The following is a 25,176-nucleotide window of genomic DNA, read 5'->3' as shown; positions in this document are numbered from 1 at the left end:
CACATCAATGCATGCATAGTTTACATAGGCGCCCATTCATCTTTTCATCAAATCATGATTCCACCACCTACTTCAATACGCTGGGCATTAACAAACCGACTGTCATCAGACAACATGGCTGCTACAAAAAGCCCAATATCATCTGCCACGCCGAGCCTGCCTAAGGCCGCTGCCGCAGCAACTTGCTGGCGGTGCTGCTCGTCGCCTTTTCCACCGCCAAACTCTGTATCAATGGCGCCTGGCGCCACGCTGTTAAAACGAATTTTACGCTCGGCATACTCTTTTGCAAAATACCGGGTCAATCCTTCTAAAGCTGCTTTTAATGCCCCGTAAACGGCAGTACCCGGAAAGGCAAAACGGGCCAGCCCCGATGATATGTTAATCACCTGCCCGCCGTCTGCAATCAGTGGCAGCAGTTTTTGTGTCAGGAAGAAAACACTTTTCAGGTTGATGTTCACCAGTTGATCAAATACCTCTTCTGTGGTATCTTGAATCAGCGACCGCTGTGCGATGCCGGCATTATTGACGAGGTAATCAAATTGATTACGCCCCCACTCTTTGCGCAGCACGGCAGCAACCTGTTGTATAAACCCATTAAAGGAAGCCGCATTACCTGCATCCAGGCATAATACCACTGCTTTACCGCCGTTTCCGTTAATTTCATCCGCAACAGCCTGACCGCTTTCAGCCTGCTTATGATACGTGAGGATAACGCCTAAGCCTCGTTTCGCTGCATTTATAGCAATGCTTTTCCCGATGCCACGACTTCCGCCAGTGATCAGTACAATTTTTGGTGATGCATTTACTGTATTCATTTGTTTGCTTTTAAGTAAAGCAAAGTTCCAATATACAGTTCATGAGCACTTACACATTTAACGGAAGTACATATACATTTCTCTATATACAATTAGCAATGGTCAAAAATTTGAATTACAAATCCCTGAACACACTGTAATTTCACCTCTTGGCGTAAAAACTTATTTGTTTTTCATTAAATACTTCACCGCCATTTCTAACTGCGAGTCGTTTTCTTTCGGGTAAAGAATGTCATTTGCGGTTCGCTCTACCAGTACATCGGGCTTGATGCCGGTACCTACAAATTCCCGCCCATCAGAAAAAGTAACCCTTTTGGTACAAATCCAGGCGGTAGTATTTCCGGGCAAGTCAATTTGCAATGGCTGGCCGGTACTGCCGCTGGTGTACTCGCCCAGTCTTTTAATATGCGGCTGCCCATCTAAAAACACCAAAAAGTCTTCAGCTGCCGAAGTGGTATAATTTCCTGTAAGTATCACGGTAGGGACCGATAATTTTTCCACCTTTTCTAAAGTATCGGGTGCAAAAGGGTACTCATGAAATTTACTACCTGCGTAAGCTTTGTAATAAGCCTTTGCCGCTTCGGCATTCAGCCCCCAGGCGGCTTTGCCGTTAATGGTATCCTGCGCCACCAGGAACGAGCCTATGCCCCTGTCGGTAGGTATAATTTCACGACTGTAAGTTTTTTCGCCATACAACAAATTGCCCTTAATGAAGTATTTGGCAATATTTTTGGCATTACGGGCACTGCCGCCACCATTATTCCTCACATCAATAATTATTGCAGTGGCTGTTTTAAGCTCAGGTAATTTTTCGGTGAATTCTTTTACTACGCCGGCATCATTAAAAGTATTGATGGCGATGTAGGCAATTTTGTTTTTAAGCCATTTCCATTCAAAATTTGGCTGATTACCCAGCATAGCCGGATATACCTCCGTTTCGGCAACCGGTGCATGCGTTAAATGCAATGATTTAACGAGGCCTTTGGGGGTTCTGATTTCGATATCAAATTTATCGCCTGCAAAACCATTAAATATCGAATAAGCCGCCTTATTGTTCAGCTCGTGCGTGGTGGAAACTGAAATATAAGGCTTTACAAACCCATTCAGATAATCTTGGGTGTTAAGGCCGTTTACTTTGATAATCTCACTGCCAAAAGGCACTTCTTCAGCCTTGCTCTTATTGGTTTGTACAACCAGCACCCTGCCGGCTACATTCATGGGTACAATTTTGTAATTACCGAAGGATGACAGCATCATCTTTTTTTCTATCTGCTCGGGCAGGTACACCTGGGTATGCCCGTCTTTGAGTATAGCGCATAACTTCTGCAGCTCCCTGTAATACTCGTAGTCATTTTTGGTTAACTGTATATGATCAATAGCCTGGCGGTAAGCCTTATCCCAGGCTTTGGCATCCACCTTGTACAAGTAAACGAAGTTGTAGTTCACCTCGCTCCAAAACTTAGAAAGGCCGTAAATTTTATCAGATAGTGTAAGGCTGTCAGTTACCTGTGCATTTGCTGTTAAAGTAATAACAACAAACCACAATAAGCAGATAGGTTTAACAAGTTTAAACATTAGGTGTAGGAAATTATTTAACCAAAGATAGTTTTAACTTTTTTCCTGCAAATAACACTTTTGATTAAATCTCCCCTTTTAACCCAAGTTTACCTGGTTTAGCGGAAGAAAGAGCTTTTTATTCAGGCCTTGCAATCACCAATTGATGATACCAAACCGCATTTGAAAAAATAAATTTTCGTTTATACGTAAATTAACGCAACAATCGCCACACGACACTCGTAATCAACAACTTACACTAACCTCTTTATTATGAAAAATTTATCACAGGCCCTTAAGTGTGCCATCCCAAAAACTTTCAATTATGTATTATGTGCAAGCCTGATGCTTGCCGTGGTATTGTCATCTTCTTTTAGTTGGAGCAAGCCAAAAGCTTTAAAGGGAGAACTGCTTCGGGTGGAGAGGAAAGCAAACATTACCTACTATTATTTCCGCTTTGCTACTTCTGATGGCTATGTTAACGTTGCCGGTCGTGGCGACGGTACAATCTTCCGGTTCGATGGGACCAGAAGCGGACAGATTCTATATGCAAGTGGGTCGGCCTCTGGTATGTGGAGTGTTCAAAATGGAAGTTATTACCTTACTGTAAGCTATGCTTTTGGTCCGAATGATGGTGAATCCTATTCAGGCCCAGCGACAGAAAGCGGTCAGCAATTCCCATTAGATTAATTTTGAAAAAACAATCACAGCCCGGCAATTTTGTTGGGCTGTGATTAAGTTTAATCCATTATACCATTCTGCCTTCAGCGCTGCATAGTTTATACATACTATACCTTAAGTTTTCAACTCAAATACGGCCGTCTAACACGATATTTATCAGCCCTTCTCAGCCTCTTGCTTCAAAGCGGCAACCATTTCTTCATAATCATAGCTCATATCTACTACTATCCCCTGTTTATTGATTACCCAGTGTGCCGGATATCCTGTGGCATGTAATTCGTTTTCAATATACTGAGCACTTACCGGAATAATAGCGTAATTGAATGTGGTGCGCTTCAAAAACTGCTGCAATCTCTTTTTTGAATCGAAAGCGATGCTTAAAAACAAAATATCTTTTCGGTTATTATAACTCGCTTTTACTTTATTCAATGCCGGCATTTCTGCAACGCATGGGGCACATGAAACAAACCAGGCTTTCAATACCACAATTTTACCTTTTGTATTGGCTGGGGTGTAAATATTCCCGTTCATATCCTCAAAATGAAAAGGCGGAAACTTTTTACCCACCATAAGCGCAAACCCGTAATAGGTATTACCAATTTGTTTCAACATCGCCTTGATGTCCGGATCTGTACCTTTGGGCAATCTGTACAGCCGGTATACACCATGTTTATTTTGAGCATACATGCGCAGAGGCAAAAAGTCTCCGGTGGTTAGCTTTTTTAAAAATGCCTCTTTGCTTACTTTTTGCATCTCTGCATCATAAGCAGTAAACGCCTCTTTCAATTGCAGATAATTAGCATGGTAGTTCAATAGAGTTTCAACAGATTTGATGATCCGCGCTGCCGGCATTACATCTTTCGTTGCTGTTTGAGCAACTGTTAATTGCGCGGACATCATTCCAAACCAAGTAACTAAACAGCAAAGCCAAATTTTAACCATGAATAGGTTGATTGAAGTGAATAATATGGCAGTAAGCTACACTAAAAAGCAATAAGAATAGCATGCATTGGCCAAAAACTCATTTCATGCGTAGTGAATTACACCTGAGCACGCAGTATTTCAATTTTGATAGTTGATTTTTTTACCCCAGATTATATTTATATTTGAATATATGACAACCATAAGCACTAAAGAGAAATTAAAACAGGCACGAATGCTTCTGTTTGCCAATTTGAGTTCGTCTGTTTTCTTCTTTTCTGCTTTCCTTAAATCGCTCAAACAACCAGAGGTATGGCAAAGCATTGCCTTCGGCATGGCTATGTTTGCAGTATGGATAATATCTTTGTTACTTTTTATCAGGGTTCGTAAACTAAACCACCAGCAACAGGCACAAGACGCTTAGGGCAGGCCTTGCAGCGCTATCCTGGCCTACTATTACAGGTCATTCGCGCTCTGCTCAAGTCTTTTAAATTTGATTTAAAAAAAATACGAGAGAGAATCCGATCAGCAGTACCAGTAATGGCTTAAACCTCACAGCCATTCTTCAGTCAAACATATCATCTGTTGAAAGCTAAAATCGCTTTGTGGCAGTGGCCGTTAAGCCAAATATTTACACCATGAGCCCGCAAAATTTTGCGGGCTCATGGTGTAAATATTATCTACATAACCTATAGAATATTTTACAAATTCAATATAATTTTTTATTATTGCACTCATTGAGTCACTTTGACTCATATTGTGATAAGGTTTAGGTTAAAAGCCGGGAACGCGAGGTTACCGGCTTTTTTGTTTTGGCACGTGTTCGTTAATCTTAAGCCTTAGTCGATATAAATACTCGCAAGCGCCTTTTCCATGGCGTGCTCCTTTATACCCGGAACCTTGAGGCCTTCTGCACGGAATACGGTGAGATCCTTCATGCCCAAAAAGCCCAGAAAGGTTTGCAGGTAAGGAGCCACAAAATCATTGGCTTTACCTGGCCCTTCTGAGTAAACACCGCCAGATGCCATAGCCACATATACTTTTTTGCCGGTTACCATACCAATAGGCCCGGTTTCACCGTAACTAAAAGTAACACCTGCCCGTGTAATGTGATTAATCCAGGTTTGAAGCGTGGTAGGAATGGTGTAATTATACAGCGGTGCGCCAATCACCAAAATATCGGCAGCTTGTAGTTGCTTTACCGCTGCGTCGGAGTAATGCAATGTTTCTTTCGCCTCGGTTGTCAACTGATCGCCGGGGGTAAACATGGATTGCAGGAGTGCGGGGTACAGGTGCGGAATATTCAGCGCGTTTAAATCTACCTCTTCAACACTGCTGCCCGGGTAAGTTTCAGTAATTTTTTCAACTACTGCTTTACCCAGTTGAATACTGTACGATTGACTGCCCTGAATGCTGGAAATCAAATGAAGAATACGTTTCATAAAAATTGTAATTAAATGTGATGTGTAGCTGCAGGGTAGGCTTGTTTAGCGCCAATCACTCATGAGTGATAAGGTTTGACACCAACCATTTCTGGCAAGCCTGCCCAATGCAATTCACACCAGCAAAAGTAGCCGGGCCAGCTATTCAAAAGATAGTACTTACCCAAAGGAAAGCGCTAACCTTCAGGAAAGTGCGTACCTTTGGGCATGATGACAATTGCAGAACCCATGCCTGATAAGGTTCAATGTGCCAGTTCTCTGGCCAGTGTTTTGGATGCCCTATATGTACTCAACGGCAAATGGAAACTGCCAATCATTTTAAATTTAATGCAATCGGCTAAGCGCTTTAACGAAATTCAGGGTGAAGTAACCGGCATATCGCCCAAGGTGCTGGCCAATGAGCTGAAAGATTTGGAACTGAATGAATTTATTATCCGCAAGGTATATCCCACCACGCCGGTAACCATAATTTACGAAGCCACCGAATACAGCCAGACCTTAAGAAATGTATTGCATGAACTGAGCGCCTGGGGCAGCCAGCACCGCGAGCGTATCAAACAAAGCATGAGGAGGTAACCCACTATGGTTGAAAGGCATACGATATCCGATCAGCTATACATTGCAGGCAAAACCATAGGCGCTGATTTCGGTTTTTTGTAGTATGACCTTTAACCAATCTACCAAATTGCCCGATGGGAATGCCTACCCTACTATTCAATTACGATGTGGTAACCTGCGCACTGCTTTTTTGGCTTTCGACATGTCATTTTGGTTATTTACGCTGATCTTTCTTTGCCAAATGGCAATGCACAGCGTAAATCCCATATTAGCAGCGCGTGCCCGCGCAGTGAATGATTTTTTTGGCAGCAGTGCCGAGAGAATGATGATTGGCCCTGTATTCATTGCGGCAACATTGCTGTTCTTTGCCTGGGGCAGAAAGAAAATTAGTTGGACCGACGGTTTAAGGATTAACGATAAGCCTGTAACTGTTACTCACTACCAGTTTAAGGCTATTATGGCGGGCATGCACCTGTTCTATTTGCAATCAGGCAGCCGGCTTTGGGTAGTCTACCCTGTTACCTCACAAGATGGCCGGAAATTTCCGGACGCAAAAATTATGGAACGGGAACGAGCAGTAAACGAGGCACAGGAGGAACTTTTACTAACTCAACTGGCAGCCTCAGGTGCTATCGAAAAAAGCTTTTGGTTCTTCACCAAAGATGTAGTGATCTCCTTCGCTATTTTTATAACCATTGTAATTATAGCTTTTACAGCTACTTAAAAGCGTTATTCTACTTTTTAAGGCATACGCCTGTTTAAGGGAGTTGCTGTATGAGCTGTGTAATTATCTCATGTGTGCTGGCCCGCACAGCTTTTCCTGCCGACTGCCCGGCCCACATGGCGATAAAATCTATCAGTCCCTCCTTTTGCGCATAGTTTCTGATTGAACTCATCAGTTGGTTTTGGATGGTATAATACGGGATGCTTATACCTGCCTTATCCATACGTTGCATAAAGCCATTCTGAATGCCTCTTGCCCAACGGCCGGAGAAAGCCCTTGTTATTACGGTTGAGGTATCATGGCTGCTTTGCACAGCATTTTTATATGTTTCGCTTGCCAGGCTTTCATGGGCGGTGATGAATAAGCTGCCAACCTGCACACCTGCTGCTCCCAAATTAAAGGCAGCTTTTATAGTACGGCTGTCTACAATGCCGCCCGCAGCCAGCAAAGGTAACGCAACCTGGTCGGCTATTTGGGGCAGCAACGAGGATAAGCCCACTTGCTGCAATGGTTGCCCGGTTAAAAAAGTTCCGCGGTGTCCGCCGGCTTCAATGCCCTGCACAGTAATGATATCAATTCCCGCTTGCGCTAATACTTTGGCTTCTGCTACGCTGGTAGCCGTGCCAATAAGTTTTGTGCCCTTAGCTTTGAGTTGTGCTATCACCTCATCCTTCAATTGCCCGAAAGTAAAACTGACTACAGGGATATTTTCCTCAATGAGTACAGGAACTAAATCTTGGTAATCATAAAACTTAAATGCCTCTGGTGACTGGCGTTCGTAAGGAATTTGATGCTCCCTACAAATTTCAGCCAAAAAATCCTGCATCAAGGCTATTTCATCCAAATCCGGATTTTCGGCAGGCGGATGCGCGAACAGGTTGACCGCAAAAGCGCGATCCGTTAATGCTTTGGTGGCTTTAATCAGTTCCTGTGTACGTTGGGGTGATAAACCGCCCACGGGCAGTGAACCCAGAGCGCCGGCATTGGCAACGGCAGCTACCATAGCCGGGGTGGTTACACCCAGCATAGGTGCCTGCACTATAGGGTAAGTAATTTGCAGTAAGTCGGTTAAGCTTCTCATGGCAATGGCATTAGTTGTTCGGCTGCAATATAGCTATCACAAAATTACCTGAGCATCTCTTGCTCAACATCAACTCCACAAAATTTAAAATTTTGATGATGTGCATCGCGTTTACACTCATGCTTTAATTACCTGCATTTTTATGGCTGAGCCAGCCAATTTTTACTTTAACATTTACATGGCAAATCACTTGTTTAAGCTACGCTATCTTTACGGCCTGAGTAATTAAAATAAACATAAGCCCATGATCACATTTGCGCTTGTTCTGTTGCTGCTGGTAATTGCGGTGGCCCTATACGTTCAACATCCCAAGTTCGGGGCAAAACCCGGCGGTAAAAGGCTTGAGCGCATGAAAGCTTCACCGCAATACAAAAAGGGCATCTTTGTTAACCCATCCCCTACGCCGTTGGTTTCTGCAGGTCACTCCTTGAGTAAGGTGACGTTTGATTTCATCTTCAATAAGAGTAAAAGAGCAAGGCCTGAAAGCATTATCCCTTCAGTACATAACGACTTAAAAAATCTGCCTGAAGGCGATTGGCTGGTATGGTTCGGCCATTCGTCATATTTTATTCAAACGCATGGCCTGCGGCTATTGGTTGACCCGGTGTTTAGCGGCAATGCCTCGCCTGTACCCGGCACAACCCGCTCCTTTAAGGGTTCGGATGTGTATTCGGCTGATGATATGCCTGTAATTGATTACCTGCTAATCTCACATGACCATTACGATCATCTGGATTATGACACCATCAAACAATTAAAAAGCAAAGTAAAGAAGGTGATTTGCGGCTTGGGTGTAGGCGCCCACTTAGAACTATGGGGATACCAGCCGGAACAAATTACAGAACTGGATTGGAATACGGAACTCGACTTACCCAATGGCGTAAAAATACACGGGCTGATGGCCAGGCATTTTTCGGGCCGGGGCCTGAAGCGGGATGGAACCCTTTGGCTTTCTTACCTGCTGCAAACCCCAACATTAAAAATTTACCTGGGCGGCGACAGCGGCTACGACTACCACTTTAAAGAAATTGGCAACCAGCATGGCCCTATTGACCTGGCCATTTTAGAAAACGGACAATATAATCCGGCCTGGCGCGAAATTCACTTTCTGCCCGGAGAAAACCTGCAGGCCGCCGTAGATTTAAAAGCCAAACGACTGATGCCGGTACATTCATCCAAGTTTGATCTCGCGTTACACAATTGGGATGAGCCTTTGAATGAAATTACGAAGCGTAATGAAACCCTGGGAATACCCTTAGTGACACCCCAAATAGGTGAATTGGTGGATTTGAATAATGATGAGCAGGTATTTAATGAGTGGTGGAGAGATGTGGATGAAAAGGCTTAGTTGGAAAAGACTCAAAAATCTTAAAATCTGCTTTTGAATAATTACCTACTCAAGCGTTTAAACTTAAGCAGGTAGTTATTTAAAATCAGGTTATTTTGTAACCACATAAGTAACACTGATGTTATTTAAAATTCGGGCATCAACGGTTATGAGTTCTTTGGGGTTATCCACGCCTTTAAATATCTGGTAACTGGCGCTGTTAATCAGGTACACCGGATATCGTTCTCGGTAAAAAGCCATCAATTTGGCAATATAAGTTAAGTCGTTGTTGCCGGTAAGTGTGAGTGAAGCACTGGTTTCTTTATTGTCAATGAAATTGTATTGCACAGCACTCAAATTAGAATTTTCGCCCTTATAACTTAATAAAAACTGAACCTGAACCAAATCAGCATAACGATAGCGGCCAATAATGGTACGGATTTCTTTTGCTTTCAATGCGGTAGTGTCGGAGTTATAAAGCCGGTAAGGCTCCTGATAGAGTTGATAATATGGAGCTACAGTAACTGTAGAAGATAAGTCAAGGTTGCTGCCTGCTGCCTTAACAGTGGTTGTGCCTACACGTTTGGCTTTAAACAACCCCGCCGAATTGATGGTGCCTACTGTAGTGTCGCTCGAACTCCAAGTGGCGGCAATTGTGCTGCTGCCGCCTGTACTGGAATTAATGGCGAATTGATGTTGCCCGTCGTAATTTACCGTTACAGCAGTTTGATCAATTGAGTAAGCAGTGCTGCCCGGCTCTGTGCCCGACTCCTTCTTACACCCGGCAATGGCCGTATACAATAAAACAATTAAGATAAGATATTTTTTCATAGCTGATTAACGCCAGGCTGCGGCAAAACAACAATCTATTAAACAGCATATTGTTTGTTGGTAAACTGTGTTCATTTTCCGCACAAGCGTGGATGCTTGGGCGGAAAATTAAAAGTGTTTCCATCAATGGTGATACGTGCGTGAACCTCCCGTTTAAAGGCGCAGACTTAGGTTGATACTCAGGCTGCAATTCAGATTTACGCTTTACTGCCCTGATTAGGCAATACATACCTATCGATATAAAATGTACCGAAAGGAATAATGCAGGCTAACAGTACTTTCCAGGTGGTTTGGGTAAACTTCCAGCCTTGCTCTACCCCTACACTTAAAGCCGTAAACACATACCATAAAAATAGCCCGCCGTGTATAGGGCCCAAGGTTTTAACCAGCGCCGACTGATGGGCTGCATATTTTAACGGCACGGCTACAAACACAAGGCATAGCAGTGAGGCACCCTCGAGATAACCGACGATGCGAAGACGCGACAAAGGAGATTTGAATAGTTTTTGCATAATATTAACGTTAATATGGAGAGTTCATCATCTTAGGTTTAAAATGAGCGCAAATAAGCCCGGCTGGCCAAAGGCGAGAAAGGCCACGGAATAGCAATAAAAATAATAACCAGCGCTGCCAGATACCATTTGATCACCACAGCATACTTCTGGCGGTCGGTAATTTGTCGTTTGGCTTTAGCCGAGCCGATGGTAATGATCACTACGGCCAGCAGCATCAGAGCAATGTGCACATACCTGAAAAAGAATTGTTCGCTTAACCAGTGCTGCCCGTTGTTGCCCATGCGGTATTTTACTACCGGGCTTTGCGTGTAAAGCACAATACCAATAAGTAATTGCAGGTGGGCAACAGTGGCCGACCAGTGGCGTACGGCATTAGCGGCAGCGGTATAAGGCAGGTGTTTGATAAGCCCGTAACCGGCGGTACCTATGGCAACCAATATACCACTAAGTACCAGCCATCGAAACAAAGAATGCAGGGGTAAAAGAAAACTATACATATAAATTGATTAAGAATAAAATACCAACTGGTATGTTTTTGATGAAATTTTTTTAAGCTAACTGACTGGTGTATTTTTTAAATTCTTTCAGGAAAGAAATATAGGCACTCTTTCCAAATACTTTTCCCATGTTTCTGGCACCGCTGTAATTAGCCGAAATGTACATAGCTATATGTTTCGCATTATGATTGGGGTTTAGTTGCCCCTGCTTTTGCGCCTCCTGTATCGCTTGTTCAAGCGCCTGCTGCCACTGCAATACCAATTTTGATAATGCAGCTTGGAAGGCTGCATTTAGCGGTGCCATTTCCTCAATCATATTCATGGCCGGGCAGCCATATGCTACTTTGAAAAAGGGAGCATGCAGCAGCGATTTCATCATCTCGTATATATCTGTGCGGATGTTGCCGGTTTTCTGCAAAGAGGCCGTCATGAAGGGCAACATATTGGGTTGCATTACTTCCTTAATCAGTGCTAGACCCATATCTTCTTTGTTTTTAAAATGATAGAAGAATGCACCTTTGGTTACCTGTGTGGTGGCAATAATATCGTCAATACTGGTAGCCTGAAACCCGCGCTCATAAACGAGATCAAAAGATTTCTGCAAAATCATCAGGCGGGTGTTTGAAGCTTTTGACATAATAAATAATGAAACGGCGAAAACATACCAATTAGTATCTTTTATTGTAAAATCATTTTGTCATCAATTCGCCATATCTGAATATGGGCGGTATGGAAACTAAAACGTCAATATATAAATATGCTTAAACAATTACCTGAGCAGGTAACCGGTATTTTCAGGCATAGTGCATTGAATTGCACTATGCCTGCGCCATTTGTATGTATATTAAATACTCTTGTTCGGTTTAATTATGATATTTTTTGTACAGACGCTCAATATAAGCCATCGTTGCTTTCGAAAATACATAAGGATGTGTTTTGTCTTTTTTAGCAGCTTCATTGTAAATCATAAAGAAATAAAAGGGATTTTCTATATGAGGCAGCAGCTTTACTTTCAGGCCATTCTTCTCAATGTAATAAGCCATATAAGTTCCGGGCACGTGCCCGCTGGTGTACTCGGTACCTTTAAGATACTGCCTAAACTTAATTACCGTATCCATCTTTGCATTTAATTGCAGCATAGAATCTAAATGCGGCATCACAGGTTTAGCTTCATCAAAAAAGTCTTTAAAATAACGTTGATAAGGCAATAGTGCTTTGGCGGTATCTGTCATATATTTTTTGTCAACCATATCTGCGCTGCCTTCATTCATAATTGCATACATTATAGTTGCTGCACTTTTATCCGCATGTTCCGGTTCAAAACTGGGTTGTGGCCGCAAAGCATGGTGCAACTCATGCCCACCTAAAGCTCCCAAACGGTTGGCATCATTAAAGTAAGCACACAGCAGGGTATAAATAATCCAGTTGCTTTGTGCATGCGCATCATTATGTATCGGAATAATGGTAAAGGCGTATTGCGGCAGTTTACGATGCGCCCTTGCTGGCAAAGCAGTATAAGCATACTGATATGAAGCATTAAAGTAAGCAGCAGGGTCAGCTTCAATTTTTGCCAGATAAGCTTTCATACCAGCTTCATGCTTTTTATACTGATAAATCATATAAGTTAGCCAATAAGCGCTTGAATCTTTTAACCTTCGCTGCAATATGGAGTCTTTTTGAGGCATGTATACAATTTGCATGTTTTTGCGGTAAGCTTCGTAATAAGACTCATCTACCCCTTGGTCGGCCATATAGGTTTGTATGGCTTTATCTTGCAAAAACGCATGCCAGGTATCCCTGCTCAGGGTATCGCCCTGCCGCAAACGGTCGGTAATTTCGAAGTAACGCTTACAAGGCGATACATCTATAGTTTGCGCTACGGATAACGTTGTAATTGCAAAAAGCAGCAGCAGTGTAAGGCGTACGGATTTCATATAATGTTGATGATTTATGAATCAAAACTGCTGAAACCCGTAATGCCCTGAAACTTTATTACACCAAAACCCTGTTTTGTGATTCCAAACCTGTATTTATTATATCTATTTAGGTTTCAGCTGTTAAATAAAGGCATTACAATTTTAATACTTGTTAAACTATTGCGCTGCACTTACATCAAAACTGTATGAAACGGATAAATCTTACCCAAACCACCATAGCTGCTGTTGCGGCGTTTGCATTTATTTTTACCCTGAGCGCCGGTTTGCATATTTATCATCTTACCCTGTCGGGCTTAATTGACTGGACACGATAGTACAAAGCAGATAAAAGTTTAAATGCTGTACACCATTCCTCTATATATTTGTTATAACATCAATTTACAGTTATGGAGGAAACAGTTATCCACAGGGCCAATACGCGCGGCAGTGCCGATTTAGGCTGGTTGCAGGCCAACCCTACTTTTAGCTTTGGGCACTATTATAACCGCGAACGGATGAGCTTTGGCGCCCTGCGGGTGTTGAACGATGATACCATTGCCGGCGACAAAGGCTTTGGCGATCACCCGCATGACAACATGGAAATTATCACCATCCCGCTGGCAGGGGCGCTTACTCACCGGGATAATTTGGGTAATGTAGCTGTTATACGTGCAGGCGAAATACAGGTAATTAGCGCAGGCACCGGCCTGTACCACTCTGAAGTAAATGAAGACCCTACCGAACCTGCACAGGTATTGCAGATATGGGTATATCCCAACCAGCGTAATGTAGCCCCCCGCTACGAACAACGCCGGCTTGATGTAGAAGCACGCAACGTTTGGCATCAAATCCTTTCTCCAAAAGCAGAAGATGACGGCGTATGGATTTACCAGGATGCCTGGTTTAGTATGGGTAAGTTTGATGCGGGCCTGGAAACAACCTACACGTTACACCGGTCAGAAAACGGAGTATATGTATTCATTATCAGCGGCCAAGTTACTATCAATGGCGAAGTTTTAAAAGCGCGCGATGGCATGGGTCTTTCCGGCATTAGCGACATTCAAATAGCGGCCAACAGTAACGCAGAAGTGTTGCTGATGGAAGTACCCATGACTTATTAAAGCAACCATGCAGCAACCTATACAAATACTGGCCATCTCCACCCATGAAGGAATCAGGGCCACCATTTTAAGGCTCATCCAGAACCACAGCGAAACCTGGCAGGCCACGGGCGCAGAAAGCGCCGAACAAGCTATGCAACTGGGTAGAGAAACTCAATTTGATATTGTTCTATTAGGCAATGGCCTTACCGAACCCCAGGAGCATGAGTTGATTACTTACTTTAATGCTCAGCATCCACAAACTAAACTCATTCGCCATTATGGCGGTGGCAGCGGTTTGCTATTCGGCGAAATATATGAAGCGCTTGATGTGAGATAAATATTGAAAAGTCAACATGACCTTGCTTTTTAAGGAATAACTCATCCATTAAAAAGCAAGGGTCATTTAAATACTTTTAATTAATCAGCATCATTTGCTGCTGTACTTTCTCCGCTCTCTTCTCTTTTATACTCATAAGCATCGGGCGGGGTGCCGGCTTGTTGGTCGGGATAAACATTGCGACCGCCTTCGGGTGCCGATTCCTTGAACCTGTTCAATTGATCTTCGTTGTTGGCTCCCTTTACAATATTTTCGCCTGACTGGTGATTATCCGGCGCGTTTTGCGCTTGCTGATCTTCTTGTTCCATGATTCACTTCTCCTTTATAAGTGCAACAGCAGCCTCTTACATTTGTTCAACTGAACTACACCAAAATAAGACTGATAATATATTAATGTCTTACCTCACCTACAATGAGTTTGAGTCAATTATTACTAATGCACAAGCGGCTCTAAACACAAAACCGGCCTGAACAAAATTTTAACATACCAAACAAGTATGCAGCTTAAAGGGTTAATGAGTTACACGAACACTGTACTAAAACTTAATCGATCAACCCATGAAAAACTATGAAACCTTAGTAGATTGTACCAACGATTTATTAAAAAACGGATACACAGCTAACTTGAGCTTTGAAGATAACGGCGAGAGCATTGATGATAAAAGTAACAATATCCAGATGAAAGCTGATGACTTTGAAATTGATGAATTTTATCGTTTCGAGGGCCCGAGTAACCCATCAGATATGTCTATCGTTTATGCCATATCATCAGCCAAGTATAACCTGAAAGGCGTTTTGGTTGATGCATACGGCACTTATGCCAACACTTCCAGCTCGGCTATTGAAGCTAAACTGCACCACCACCAGGTAAGTGATAACCTGAAAGGTGAAGACCGCCCGCAGGCAGGTTCTTAAGTCAAAATTTAAAAAGTCAAAAGTCAAAATTCGGTAGCGTATAATTATACATTGTGCCTTTTTGACTTTTGACTTTTTAATTTTAACTTTTGACTTTCCCCTTACCCCTCCCCATTAGGTACTTCGTGTAAAACTTCTACCTTTGTGAGTTTCCAAATTATACTCCATGGTTCAATTCGAACGATTTACGCTAAGCAACGGCCTCCGGGTATTGGTGCATGAAGACCATACCACTCCTATGGCGGTTGTAAATATTTTATACGATGTAGGCGCCCGCGATGAGCAGCCCCACCAAACCGGTTTTGCCCACCTGTTTGAGCACCTGATGTTTGGCGGTTCTGTTAACATACCTGTATATGATGAACCCTTACAGCGTGTAGGCGGCGAAAACAATGCCTTTACCAGCAACGATATTACCAACTATTATATCACCCTGCCCTCAGCCAACCTGGAAACCGCCTTCTGGCTGGAAAGCGACCGCATGCTGAACCTGGCCTTCAACGAAAAGAGCCTCGAAGTGCAACGCAATGTGGTGATTGAAGAGTTTAAACAACGTTACCTCAATCAGCCCTATGGCGATGTATGGCTGCGCTTGCGCCCTTTGGTGTACAAGCAGCACCCTTACCAGTGGGCTACTATCGGTAAAGAACTCAGCCATATTGAGAAAGCTAAAATTGAAGACGTTAAAGCCTTCTTCAAAAAACATTATAATCCTCAAAATGCCATAATGGTAGTGGGAGGCGATGTAACTGTACCACAAGTAAAAGAGCTGGCCGAAAAATGGTTTGGCCCGATCCCGGCTGGTGAGCGCTACGTACGCAACCTGCCGCAAGAGCCAGCCCAGCATGAGGAACGCCGCGAAACAGTAACGGCTAAAGTACCGCTGAATGATATATATGTAGCCTTCCAGATGCCCGGCCGTACCGACGAGGGCTATTATGCAGTTGACCTGTTATCAGATGTATTGTCGCGCGGGCATTCATCCCGCCTGTACCAAAGTTTGGTAAAAGAGCGCCAGTTATTCAGCGAAATTCATGCCTACATGACCGGCAGCCTTGACAAAGGCATGTTTGTGGTAGAAGGCAAACCGCTTGAAACCGTGAGCATTGAAGAAGCCGAAACGGCCGTATGGGAGGAACTCGAAAAGCTGAAAGCCCAGCCAGTGCCTGATAATGAACTCACCAAGGTGAAGAACAAAACGGAGAGCACCATGGTGTTTGCAGAAATGGGCCTGCTGGATAAAGCCATGAACCTGGCTTACTTTGAGCTGTTGGGTGATGCCAGCCTGCTGAATGATGAAACCAGCCGCTACCTAACTGTTAGCGCTGCAGATATACAGCACCAGGCGCAAGCTTTGTTCCGTAAAGATAATTCATCTACTTTAGTTTACCTGGCTGAAAAGCCCTAACCTTTGCGCTGCCCCGGCAGCATGTTTGATATACCTAAAATGCTAAACAGAACTACTGCGCCACAATTTAATGCCATTGAGCAAATAAATCTTTTAGAGCCGCAGCATAAAGTTTTTAATAACGGCTGCCAGCTATACTGCTTTAATTCGGGCGGACAGGAACTGGTGCGCATCGAGTGGATTTTTGCCAACCTGCGCTTTAACCCTGCCAAGCCGTTGTTAAACCTGGCTACCAACACCCTGCTCACTGAGGGCACCAGCAGCCTAACGGCTTCGCAAATTGCTGAACAGGTTGATTACTATGGTGCCTTCTTGCAGGCCGACTATGGTTTCGACCATTCGCAGGTAACGCTGTACACACTTAATAAGCACCTTGGGGCTACCCTGCCTATTATAAAGGACATTCTAACCGATTCGGTTTTCCCTGAAAAGGAGCTGAATACCTATATCCGCAACCAGCAGCAAAAGCTGCAGGTAAGTTTGCAGAAAAACGATGTGGTAGCCCGCCGCCTGTTCAACAAAGCAATGCACGGCGACAGCCTGTACGGCCTTACCGCCGAGGCAGAAGACTACCAACAATTACAACGCGAAGATTTGCTGGCACATTTCAAAGAAATGTACCAACCGGCTAACTGCACGCTGTTTGTAGCCGGCAAAATCAGTGATGATGTACTTGCCCAACTTGAAGACACCTTTGGCAACGATTGGTCAAACGGCTCAACTCCGGCCGACGTTACACAACCCGAATTACATCCGTCGGCTGAGCGTTTCTATTTTAAAGAAAAGCCTGATGCACTGCAATCGGCCATCCGCATGGGTACCCAAACCATTAACCGTACCCACCCCGATTTTCCGGCTTTGCAGGTATTGAATACTGTATTGGGCGGCTACTTCGGCTCGCGCCTGATGGCTAACATTCGTGAAGATAAAGGTTATACCTATGGTATTGGCTCGGGCATGACTTCGCTGCAGCATTGCGGCTCGCTGTTTATTGCTTCTGAAGTAGGTGCCGATGTTTGCCGCGATGCTGTAAAGGAAATTGAAAAAGAAATTAACCTGCTGAAAACAGAATTGATTCTGCAAGATGAGCTCGACCTGGTGCGTAATTACTTATTAGGCTCGCTGCTGGGCAGTTTGGAGAATGTTTTTTCTCATGCCGATAAATTCAAAAACGTGTACTACTCCGGTTTAGACAATTCTTACTACGCCCGGTACACCGAAGTAGTAAAAACCGTTACCGCCGAAGAGTTGCAACGCCTAGCGAATACATACTTGAATTTTGATGATTTTTATAAAGTGATTGTCGGGAAGTATTAATAAAAAGGCCTGTTGTTGAACAGGCCTTTTTTATTAAGTTTAAACTTCTATTATTTCTATGCTGCTATTCGCTTTGTAGTTCTGTGCTGTTATGTTCGTTAGTGTGCTTTTGTCTTGATACAAAAGAACCAAAAAATCAAGTACAGCCCGCTTAGGCTTTTTGTCGCACGATGCCAGCCCTGCAAAGGCGGGCAGCACCACAGGCTGTTTAGTGTTTGTGTAGTGCGGCTTGTGCTTTGCCCGTTGTTAGTGCAAACACTAAAAGGCCTCTCTCCACCACACAAAGCCATCAGTGCTGCCCGCCTTTCGCCCAAAGCTGAGGGGCTGACAGAGGAGGAAGAGAATCAAGAGCAAAGAATCAAGAATTGAGAAGGAACAATCAGCGTACACATATTAATCCACCACGTCATTGCGAGGAACGAAGCAATCTCTATACGTCAAGTAAGGGCTTTGGGCAGAGAGCTTACTTCGTACCTCGCAATGACGTGCTTGAGGGAATGCATCTTCGCCCTGGCGCGGCGGGCTGGCAGAAACCGCCCGGGCCATGCGTTGGACTTGTGTGGGGAAGGGTTGTTTCTGCCTTGATTTTTTGTTACTTTTTGATCAAGCAAAAAGTAAACAGACATTCATACAAGCACAAAACTAAAAAGCAGATAGCAGCACCACAGAAAAACACTTACTTTTGCTGCGAAAGCCTCCAATTATGAAAATCGCCCTCTTCCCCGGTTCATTTGACCCTATTACCAAAGCCCATGTGGACATTATAAAGCGTTCGCTTGATTTGTTTGATGAAGTGCATATTGGCATTGGTGTAAACAGCACGAAGAAAGGTTTACTGAGTACCGAGCAGCGCGAAGAGATTGTGAAAGCCGTGTTTGCACAACAGCCTAAAATTAAGGTGGCAGCCTATGAAGGCTTAACGGTTGAATATTGCAAGAAAATTAACGCCAGGTATATGATTCGGGGTATCCGTACCGTATCTGATTTTGAGTACGAGAAGGCCATTGCCCAAATGAACCATGCCCTGGTACCCGATATCGAAAGCATTTTTATAGTGAGCAAGCCAGGCTACTCTTCCATCAGCTCCACCATTGTGCGCGATATTTTACGCTACAACGGCGATGTAAGCCAGTTTGTACCGGCAGAGGCGCTGTCTATCCTTCAATCAGTTTCTTTTTAACCAATACATCCATAATAGACGGGAAAGTATTGTTTACGACTACAGCAGGAATATCAGCTGCATTAAACCAACGCACATCAGTAATCCCTTCCTCAAGCTGAGGTTTAAGCTCGCCTTTGCCTTTATAACTCATATCATACCAATAGGTACGCTTCAGCACCAGTTCATCTTTCATTACATAAGCATGGTAGGTTTTGCAAATGCGCTTACCGCATTTTTTAATTGTTATGCCGCACTCCTCTTCTACCTCACGCACGGCACCGGCTTTGGGTTTTTCTCCTTTTTCCAGTTTGCCCTTCGGTAAATCCCATTTATCATGGCGGTAAATAAACAGCAGCTCCCCATTCTTTTGTTCCACCAAACCGCCGGCTGCTTCAACCAGTGCTACCTGTTTAATCACCTTTTTCAGCTGTTTTTTGGCATCTGTACAAACCATTAAATAAGTAGCTGCCTTTTTTTTGCGGTTTACCTCAGCATAAAACTTTTTAAAATCAAAACCCTGTTGCTCAACCATTTTGTACGATTCTGCGTTAGCAGGTGCGTTTTCTGTAATGAGCAATACCTTTTGGTTGATATAAATTCTGTATTTTTGAGCCATGTTTAATAATAATGAGGTAGAACAGCAAGTAGCTGAATTTCTGCTGCAAATTAAAGCAATTAAATTACAACCTGCCAATCCTTTTACCTGGGCTTCAGGCTGGAAATCGCCTATTTACTGCGATAACCGTGTTACGCTGTCATACCCGGCTATACGTACCTACATCAGGCAAAAACTGAGCGCTTTAATTCAGGAAGAATTTGGGGCCGTAAGCTGCATTGCAGGTGTGGCTACTGCCGGTATACCGCAAGGCGTACTGGTAGCGCAGGAGTTAGGTTTACCCTTTATTTATGTACGCTCAAAACCTAAAGAGCACGGTACCGGAAAGCTCATTGAAGGTGAAATACTACCAGGCAAACGTGTAGCTGTGGTAGAAGACCTGATTTCTACCGGTAAAAGCAGTCTGGAGGCTGTAGCCGCGCTACGGGCCGAGGGTTGCGAAGTTGCCGGGCTGGCTGCTATATTCAGTTACGGTTTTGATGCCGCTGCTGAAAACTTTAAGCAGGCCAAATGCCGTTATGTAACACTATCAAATTATAACGCCCTGGTACACTTTGCCGAAGACAAACAATATATCTCGAGCGCTGATGTGGAACTGCTAAAACAGTGGCGACAAGACCCTGCCACCTGGGGGAAATAAAAATATTAATGGGCCGGTAGCATACTATCGGCTCATTTTGTTTTGATGCTTGTTGAAAGCCACTAATGCGTTGGCTACAACTAATCCGGTTATTACGAGGGTCATCATTTTGGGGTTTATAGTGGTTATACTAATTGTATCAGGTATATTACAATTGCTGTTCCAAATAAAAAAATGCTGTTTTCGCCTCAATAGTGCTAAATACAGGCATTATACCAACACCTTTTGTGGAATTCTCACCACAAAAAGTTGTGGAAATATTTCTGTTTCTACAACTCAAATGTGTAAAGTCATTTTCCGGTTAGTTTAAGTACCACACTGGATAAACACATTACTAATCCGCTGTTTTTCCGTATCTTTGCGGCATATTTAGAGGACGGCATGATTACAGTATCCAATTTATCCCTTCGCTACGGCAAACGCACTTTATTTGAGGATGTTAACCTGAAATTTACCCAGGGTAACTGCTACGGTATTATTGGGGCCAACGGCGCAGGGAAGTCTACATTTCTAAAAATTCTTTCGGGCGAGATTGATCCAACCAGCGGCTCAGTAAGCTTTACCCCAGGCGAGCGTATGGCCGTACTGACACAGAACCACTACGCGTTTGATGAGTTTCCGGTAATTGAAACGGTGCTGATGGGCCATAAGCAACTGTATAGCACCATGAAGGAAAAAGATGCTATTTACCTGAAAGAGGATTTTACTGATGCCGACGGTGAGCGCGCCGGCGAACTAGAAACCATATTTGCCGAAATGGATGGCTGGAACGCAGAAAGCAATGCCGCTACCCTGCTGAGCAACCTGGGCATCAAAGAAGATGTACATTACAAGCTGCTAAATGAGCTTGACGGTAACCAAAAAGTACGTGTGCTATTGGCACAAGCCCTGTTTGGCAAACCTGATATTTTACTGCTGGATGAGCCGACCAACGATTTGGACATCCATACCATTGCCTGGCTGGAAGACTTTTTGGCCAGCTACGAAGCTATTGTACTGGTAGTATCGCACGATCGTCACTTTCTGGATACCGTGTGTACCCACATTGTGGATATCGATTTCAGCAAGATGACGATTTATACCGGTAACTATACGTTCTGGTATCAATCCAGCCAGTTAGCTTTGAAACAACGTTCTGACCAGAACAAGAAGCTGGAAGATAAGGTAAAAGAGCTACAGGAATTCATCAGCCGCTTTAGCGCCAACGCTTCCAAATCGAAACAAGCCACCAGCCGTAAAAAGGCATTGGATAAGATTAACCTGGAGGAAATCAAACCTTCAAACCGTAAGTACCCGGCCATTATGTTCAACCAGCAGGCTCGCGAGGCCGGCGACCAGATTTTACAGATTGAGAAACTGGGTAAAAAACTGAACGGGGAAGTATTGTTTGATGATATTAACCTGATGGTAAACAAAGGCGACAAGATTGCGGTACTGTCGCAAAACAGCTTGGCCACCTCCGCCTTTTATGATATACTGACCGGCCGTGATACCGATTTTACCGGCAGCTTTAAATGGGGTGTAACCATTAACCCGGCCGATATTCCGATTGACAATGCCGAGTATTTTAAAGGCAAAGATTCAAACCTGATTGATTGGCTGCGCGAGTATGCACAAGGCGACAAAGATGAGCAGTTTGTACGTGGCTTTTTAGGCCGTATGCTGTTCTCGGGCGAGGAAGTATTGAAAAAAAGTACGGTACTGTCGGGCGGTGAAAAAATGCGTTGTATGTTTAGCCGCATGATGCTGCAGCAGCCCAACGTATTGCTGTTTGACGAGCCTACCAACCACCTGGATCTGGAATCTATCACAGCCCTGAACAATGGCATGCGCGATTTCAAAGGTACCATTCTGTTCACCTCACGAGATCATGAATTGACACAAACTGTGGCTACTCGTGTAATTGAATTGACACCTGCCGGAATGATTGACAAGATGATGAGCTACGACGATTATATCAACAGTAGCGCCGTGCAAAAACAGCGTGAAGAAATGTACGCCATGGCGTAACGTTTCTGGTAAAGTTAACGTCTATACAACCGGTAAGCCCCAAACGCTTACCGGTTTTTTTATTGATTAAACCTTTATCAGCATGAGCAAACTTGCTTACCTTATTATCTTTCAACTGTTTTTTATCGCAGTTGCGCACGCTCAAACCATTAACGGAATTGTTAAAGATGCCAATACGCATGAAAACATGGCCTTTGTAAATGTGGGCATCATTGGCAAAACCAAAGGAACGGTAACCAACGATGCCGGCATGTTCAGCCTGGGTTTGAGTAATAATAGTACAGACAGCCTGCGCATATCAATGGTGGGCTATGTACCGCAAACCTACTTGGTAGCAGATTTTTTAAAGCGTTACCCAACCAGTGCCAGCCTGATGCTGCAACCCCAGGTAAAGGCGCTGCGTGAAGTGAAAATTGTGAATCGTAAGTATAAGCAGGCGGTATTTGGCAACCGCACCACTTCACAATCTACCACAGCCGGTTTTACCAGCAACCTGTTGGGTAATGAGATTGGCACTGTAATTAAAATCAAAAGATCGCCTACTTACCTTAAGCAATTTACAGCTTCGCTGGCCGAGGCCGATGTAGATTCGGTAAAACTGCGTTTAAATATTTACAGCCTGAAAAACGGGATGCCTGACCAGCCTTTGTTGCAGCAGAACCTAATTGTACAGGTGAAACAGGGCCAAAAGAGCATCAACGTAAACCTGGAACCCTATCACATCATGGTGGAAGATAACTTTTTTGTAAGTTTGGAATGGATACAGAATGCACGCGGGCACGGCTTGATGTTTTCGGCCAGTTTATTCAGCAGCCCCATGATTAGCCGGGCTAACAGCCAGGCCAATTGGGAGAAAATAGGCTTTGCCGGCATTGGCATGAATGTGCTGGCCGAATATTAAATTTTGCGGCAGTATCATATAAAATTGTATATTTGCTGCCCACCAGACAACGACTAGGTAGCTCAGCTGGTAGAGCAACTGACTCTTAATCAGTGGGTCGAGAGTTCGATCCTCTCCCTGGTCACCAAGCCGCTTGAATTGGAAGATTTAAGCGGCTTTTTTGTTTGTAAAATCACCACCTTTTCTTTCTATAGGCTGTTAACTAAAAGTCTTCTACTACCTCAAAGCTCATTCTTTCCTGTGTTTTCGGGTGCACCAGTTCCAGATAAGCCGCATGCAGGTACAGGCGCTCAGCAGGGGTGCCGTATAAATCATCGCCTACTATGGGCGCATTCAGGCCAAGTTCGTGGGCGGAGTGCATACGTAACTGGTGCGTTCGGCCGGTGAGCGGCCAGAAATGTATTTTGGTGGTTTGCTCATGGCTTTCTGCTACTTTCCATCGGGTAACACTTCTCTTACCAAATTCGAAACATACCAGTTGCCGGGGCCGGTTGTAAAAATCGCCGCGCAGCGGGAGTGTAATCTCTCCTTCATCGTCCTTAATTACCTTTGAAAGCAATGCTGTATAACGCTTGCTCACCGTACGCTTCAAAAACTGCCGCTGGATGTGCTTGTGCGCCTCCGGCGTTTTAGCAACAACCAACAGGCCGGATGTTCCCATATCCAACCGGTGAATAATGAGCGGCTCTATGGTTTTCCAGGTGGCTTTTAAACGGCTATATACCGAATCCTGAATATTAACGCCGGGCACAGAAAGCAAGCCGGCCGGTTTGTTCACCACTACAAAGTATTCATCTTCGTACACCATCTCCAGCTCCAGATTTTCGCCGGGGTTTTGCAAAAAGGGGTCGTCATCAATGGCCATGCCCTCCAGCATGTGCCCTAAAATGGGCTTGCATTTGCCGGTACAGGCCGGGTAAAACTGCCTATGCTTTTTAATTTCAGATTTGGGTGCGGCACCCCACCAAAACTCGGCCATGGCCAATGGCCGATACCTATTCAAAAACGCATATTGCAGCAATTTCGGCGTAGCGCATTCCCCGGCAGCCGAGGGTGGTTTTTCGTAAACGGTAGTGCTAAAAATATCATGCAAGCTTTTATTTTCGCCCTGATGGTTCAAGAACACATATTGCTCAAACAACTGCTGCTGTAATGCGGCCGACCGCTCCCTGCGCTCGTTCTTCAAGGCTTCTATACGGTCTTCGAACTGCACCATACCAGCCCTGATTTCGTCCAGGCGCTGCTGCCATTGCCGGGTGAGCAAACTCAGCTGATGTTTATCGTGTAAACTGTGCTTAATTAAATGTGCTTCGAGCTCGGCATACTGCTGCTGGCTTAAGTGGGGCCGCTGCTCTTCACGACTTTTCTTACGGTCTTGCTTATTAGCTTTTAACTGTTGTTTAAAATCCGTTATTTCCTGTACCGAGTGTGCAGACAAACGTTCAAACTCCTGCTGCAGGCTGATGTAATTTTCGTTAGCAATTATCGCGTTTACCTGCGCGTTAATGGTATTGATAATTTCCTGCTCCTTCAGAAAAAAACTATCCTCAACCAGCATATCAAACACAGGCGGCACAAACCTGGAATGCTCATTAGAGCCAGCCAGTTTACCCGAAAAGGCAGACAGGTAACCCAACTTTCCTTCCGCATCCTGCACCACCAATACGCCAAACATTTTTCCTATTGCTACCCCCCCCTCCTGCTGGCTATCCAGCCCGAAGTTATGATCCAGGTCGGTTTGCGTATTTAGGTACTGCTGCAGTTCGTCAGCCGCTATGCGTGCCAACGGGTGCGGCTCGTAATGAAAGGGAAAAGTAAACCGCTCGGGTAAGAAGTTGCCGTTAACTACAGCATCGGAGAAGTAAGTAATTTTAGTTGAAGTATTGCTGCCCAAGTGAATTTGAA

At 44.2% G+C, this 25,176-nt stretch carries 28 protein-coding genes and 1 tRNA gene; 16 read left to right on the top strand and 13 right to left on the bottom strand.

What is annotated here, in order from left to right:
- Window positions 1-47 precede the first annotated feature (47 nt).
- Together ACYVNW_RS01395 and ACYVNW_RS01390 are read right to left on the bottom strand one after the other, a co-directional pair.
- On the bottom strand, window positions 48-815 hold the full coding sequence (locus tag ACYVNW_RS01395; protein WP_460678045.1) for an SDR family NAD(P)-dependent oxidoreductase: 768 nt from the start codon (window positions 813-815) through the stop codon (window positions 48-50).
- A 162-nt stretch (window positions 816-977) separates the two neighbouring features.
- The gene (locus tag ACYVNW_RS01390) at window positions 978-2,390 is read right to left on the bottom strand and encodes a S41 family peptidase (RefSeq protein WP_460678044.1); all 1,413 of its coding nucleotides are present in this window, start codon (window positions 2,388-2,390) and stop codon (window positions 978-980) included.
- A 252-nt stretch (window positions 2,391-2,642) separates the two neighbouring features.
- On the opposite strand from ACYVNW_RS01390, the gene ACYVNW_RS01385 reads away from it, so the two are divergent.
- Entirely contained in the window at window positions 2,643-3,059 is a 417-nt protein-coding gene (locus ACYVNW_RS01385; protein ID WP_460678043.1) for a hypothetical protein, read from the top strand.
- 147 nt (window positions 3,060-3,206) lie between these two features.
- On the opposite strand, the gene ACYVNW_RS01380 is transcribed toward ACYVNW_RS01385, so the two are convergent.
- Complete coding sequence (locus ACYVNW_RS01380) at window positions 3,207-3,902, bottom strand: TlpA family protein disulfide reductase (RefSeq protein ID WP_460678042.1); 696 nt, start codon at window positions 3,900-3,902, stop codon at window positions 3,207-3,209.
- Window positions 3,903-4,164: 262 nt separating this feature from the next.
- Between ACYVNW_RS01380 and ACYVNW_RS01375 the strand changes: the two genes are divergently transcribed.
- Window positions 4,165-4,395, top strand: coding sequence for a hypothetical protein (locus tag ACYVNW_RS01375; protein ID WP_460678041.1), 231 nt, complete (start codon window positions 4,165-4,167; stop codon window positions 4,393-4,395).
- A gap of 415 nt (window positions 4,396-4,810) precedes the next feature.
- Here the strand turns inward: ACYVNW_RS01375 and ACYVNW_RS01370 are convergent, their stop codons facing one another.
- Complete coding sequence (locus ACYVNW_RS01370) at window positions 4,811-5,413, bottom strand: FMN-dependent NADH-azoreductase (protein ID WP_460678040.1); 603 nt, start codon at window positions 5,411-5,413, stop codon at window positions 4,811-4,813.
- Window positions 5,414-5,641: 228 nt separating this feature from the next.
- Between ACYVNW_RS01370 and ACYVNW_RS01365 the strand changes: the two genes are divergently transcribed.
- On the top strand, window positions 5,642-5,989 hold the full coding sequence (locus tag ACYVNW_RS01365) for a winged helix-turn-helix transcriptional regulator (protein WP_460678039.1): 348 nt from the start codon (window positions 5,642-5,644) through the stop codon (window positions 5,987-5,989).
- A gap of 85 nt (window positions 5,990-6,074) precedes the next feature.
- Window positions 6,075-6,695, top strand: a complete 621-nt coding sequence (locus ACYVNW_RS01360; RefSeq protein ID WP_460678038.1) for a hypothetical protein — start codon at window positions 6,075-6,077, stop codon at window positions 6,693-6,695.
- Between the two features lie 34 nt (window positions 6,696-6,729).
- Here ACYVNW_RS01360 and ACYVNW_RS01355 read toward each other — a convergent pair whose 3' ends face one another.
- Window positions 6,730-7,776, bottom strand: a complete 1,047-nt coding sequence (locus ACYVNW_RS01355) for an NAD(P)H-dependent flavin oxidoreductase (RefSeq protein WP_460678037.1) — start codon at window positions 7,774-7,776, stop codon at window positions 6,730-6,732.
- 244 nt (window positions 7,777-8,020) lie between these two features.
- Between ACYVNW_RS01355 and ACYVNW_RS01350 the strand changes: the two genes are divergently transcribed.
- The gene (locus ACYVNW_RS01350) at window positions 8,021-9,124 is read left to right on the top strand and encodes an MBL fold metallo-hydrolase (protein WP_460678036.1); all 1,104 of its coding nucleotides are present in this window, start codon (window positions 8,021-8,023) and stop codon (window positions 9,122-9,124) included.
- A gap of 90 nt (window positions 9,125-9,214) precedes the next feature.
- Here ACYVNW_RS01350 and ACYVNW_RS01345 read toward each other — a convergent pair whose 3' ends face one another.
- From ACYVNW_RS01345 to ACYVNW_RS01325, 5 genes are all read right to left on the bottom strand, one after another.
- The gene (locus tag ACYVNW_RS01345; RefSeq protein ID WP_460678035.1) at window positions 9,215-9,934 is read right to left on the bottom strand and encodes an Ig-like domain-containing protein; all 720 of its coding nucleotides are present in this window, start codon (window positions 9,932-9,934) and stop codon (window positions 9,215-9,217) included.
- Between the two features lie 197 nt (window positions 9,935-10,131).
- Window positions 10,132-10,446 (bottom strand): DUF3817 domain-containing protein, encoded by a 315-nt coding sequence (locus ACYVNW_RS01340; RefSeq protein ID WP_460678034.1) that lies wholly within the window; start codon window positions 10,444-10,446, stop codon window positions 10,132-10,134.
- Window positions 10,447-10,484: 38 nt separating this feature from the next.
- Complete coding sequence (locus ACYVNW_RS01335) at window positions 10,485-10,946, bottom strand: hypothetical protein (protein ID WP_460678033.1); 462 nt, start codon at window positions 10,944-10,946, stop codon at window positions 10,485-10,487.
- Window positions 10,947-10,998: 52 nt separating this feature from the next.
- Complete coding sequence (locus tag ACYVNW_RS01330; protein WP_460678032.1) at window positions 10,999-11,583, bottom strand: TetR/AcrR family transcriptional regulator; 585 nt, start codon at window positions 11,581-11,583, stop codon at window positions 10,999-11,001.
- A 226-nt stretch (window positions 11,584-11,809) separates the two neighbouring features.
- On the bottom strand, window positions 11,810-12,880 hold the full coding sequence (locus tag ACYVNW_RS01325) for a DUF5700 domain-containing putative Zn-dependent protease (protein ID WP_460678031.1): 1,071 nt from the start codon (window positions 12,878-12,880) through the stop codon (window positions 11,810-11,812).
- Window positions 12,881-13,068: 188 nt separating this feature from the next.
- Here ACYVNW_RS01325 and ACYVNW_RS01320 point away from each other — a divergent pair, with 188 nt between their 5' ends.
- The 3 genes from ACYVNW_RS01320 (at window position 13,069) to ACYVNW_RS01310 (ending at window position 14,302) form a co-directional block, all read left to right on the top strand.
- A complete protein-coding gene (locus tag ACYVNW_RS01320) occupies window positions 13,069-13,197 on the top strand; it encodes a hypothetical protein (protein WP_460678030.1) in 129 nt (42 codons plus the stop codon).
- Window positions 13,198-13,269: 72 nt separating this feature from the next.
- The gene (locus ACYVNW_RS01315) at window positions 13,270-13,983 is read left to right on the top strand and encodes a pirin family protein (RefSeq protein ID WP_460678029.1); all 714 of its coding nucleotides are present in this window, start codon (window positions 13,270-13,272) and stop codon (window positions 13,981-13,983) included.
- Window positions 13,984-13,990: 7 nt separating this feature from the next.
- Complete coding sequence (locus tag ACYVNW_RS01310) at window positions 13,991-14,302, top strand: hypothetical protein (RefSeq protein ID WP_460678028.1); 312 nt, start codon at window positions 13,991-13,993, stop codon at window positions 14,300-14,302.
- A gap of 80 nt (window positions 14,303-14,382) precedes the next feature.
- On the opposite strand, the gene ACYVNW_RS01305 is transcribed toward ACYVNW_RS01310, so the two are convergent.
- Window positions 14,383-14,610, bottom strand: a complete 228-nt coding sequence (locus tag ACYVNW_RS01305; protein ID WP_460678027.1) for a hypothetical protein — start codon at window positions 14,608-14,610, stop codon at window positions 14,383-14,385.
- Window positions 14,611-14,860: 250 nt separating this feature from the next.
- Here ACYVNW_RS01305 and ACYVNW_RS01300 point away from each other — a divergent pair, with 250 nt between their 5' ends.
- From ACYVNW_RS01300 to coaD, 4 genes are all read left to right on the top strand, one after another.
- The gene (locus ACYVNW_RS01300) at window positions 14,861-15,217 is read left to right on the top strand and encodes a phosphoribosylpyrophosphate synthetase (protein WP_460678026.1); all 357 of its coding nucleotides are present in this window, start codon (window positions 14,861-14,863) and stop codon (window positions 15,215-15,217) included.
- A gap of 166 nt (window positions 15,218-15,383) precedes the next feature.
- The gene (locus ACYVNW_RS01295) at window positions 15,384-16,625 is read left to right on the top strand and encodes a M16 family metallopeptidase (RefSeq protein ID WP_460678025.1); all 1,242 of its coding nucleotides are present in this window, start codon (window positions 15,384-15,386) and stop codon (window positions 16,623-16,625) included.
- Window positions 16,626-16,664: 39 nt separating this feature from the next.
- The gene (locus tag ACYVNW_RS01290) at window positions 16,665-17,942 is read left to right on the top strand and encodes a M16 family metallopeptidase (RefSeq protein WP_460678024.1); all 1,278 of its coding nucleotides are present in this window, start codon (window positions 16,665-16,667) and stop codon (window positions 17,940-17,942) included.
- Window positions 17,943-18,645: 703 nt separating this feature from the next.
- A complete protein-coding gene (gene coaD, locus ACYVNW_RS01285) occupies window positions 18,646-19,122 on the top strand; it encodes a pantetheine-phosphate adenylyltransferase (protein WP_460678023.1) in 477 nt (158 codons plus the stop codon).
- Here coaD and ACYVNW_RS01280 read toward each other — a convergent pair.
- Entirely contained in the window at window positions 19,097-19,720 is a 624-nt protein-coding gene (locus ACYVNW_RS01280) for an NUDIX hydrolase (protein ID WP_460678022.1), read from the bottom strand. The two genes, coaD and ACYVNW_RS01280, sit on opposite strands and share 26 nt — an antisense overlap.
- On the opposite strand from ACYVNW_RS01280, the gene pyrE reads away from it, so the two are divergent.
- The 4 genes from pyrE to ACYVNW_RS01260 all read left to right on the top strand — a co-directional run bounded on the left by pyrE (window position 19,719) and on the right by ACYVNW_RS01260 (window position 23,398).
- Window positions 19,719-20,360: an orotate phosphoribosyltransferase gene (gene pyrE, locus ACYVNW_RS01275; RefSeq protein ID WP_460678021.1), complete on the top strand. Its 642-nt coding sequence runs from the start codon at window positions 19,719-19,721 to the stop codon at window positions 20,358-20,360. The genes ACYVNW_RS01280 and pyrE overlap by 2 nt on opposite strands.
- A 381-nt stretch (window positions 20,361-20,741) precedes the next feature.
- Entirely contained in the window at window positions 20,742-22,370 is a 1,629-nt protein-coding gene (locus tag ACYVNW_RS01270; protein ID WP_460678020.1) for an ABC-F family ATP-binding cassette domain-containing protein, read from the top strand.
- Window positions 22,371-22,452: 82 nt separating this feature from the next.
- Window positions 22,453-23,271 (top strand): carboxypeptidase-like regulatory domain-containing protein, encoded by an 819-nt coding sequence (locus ACYVNW_RS01265; protein WP_460678019.1) that lies wholly within the window; start codon window positions 22,453-22,455, stop codon window positions 23,269-23,271.
- 51 nt (window positions 23,272-23,322) lie between these two features.
- A tRNA-Lys gene (locus ACYVNW_RS01260) sits at window positions 23,323-23,398 on the top strand.
- Between the two features lie 75 nt (window positions 23,399-23,473).
- On the opposite strand, the gene ACYVNW_RS01255 is transcribed toward ACYVNW_RS01260, so the two are convergent.
- Entirely contained in the window at window positions 23,474-25,165 is a 1,692-nt protein-coding gene (locus ACYVNW_RS01255; RefSeq protein ID WP_460678018.1) for an RluA family pseudouridine synthase, read from the bottom strand.
- Window positions 25,166-25,176 lie beyond the last annotated feature (11 nt).

The organism is Mucilaginibacter koreensis, assembly GCF_054783355.1.
Note: the sequence above shows the minus strand (reverse complement) of the source record. Positions and strands in the feature narration are given on the sequence as shown.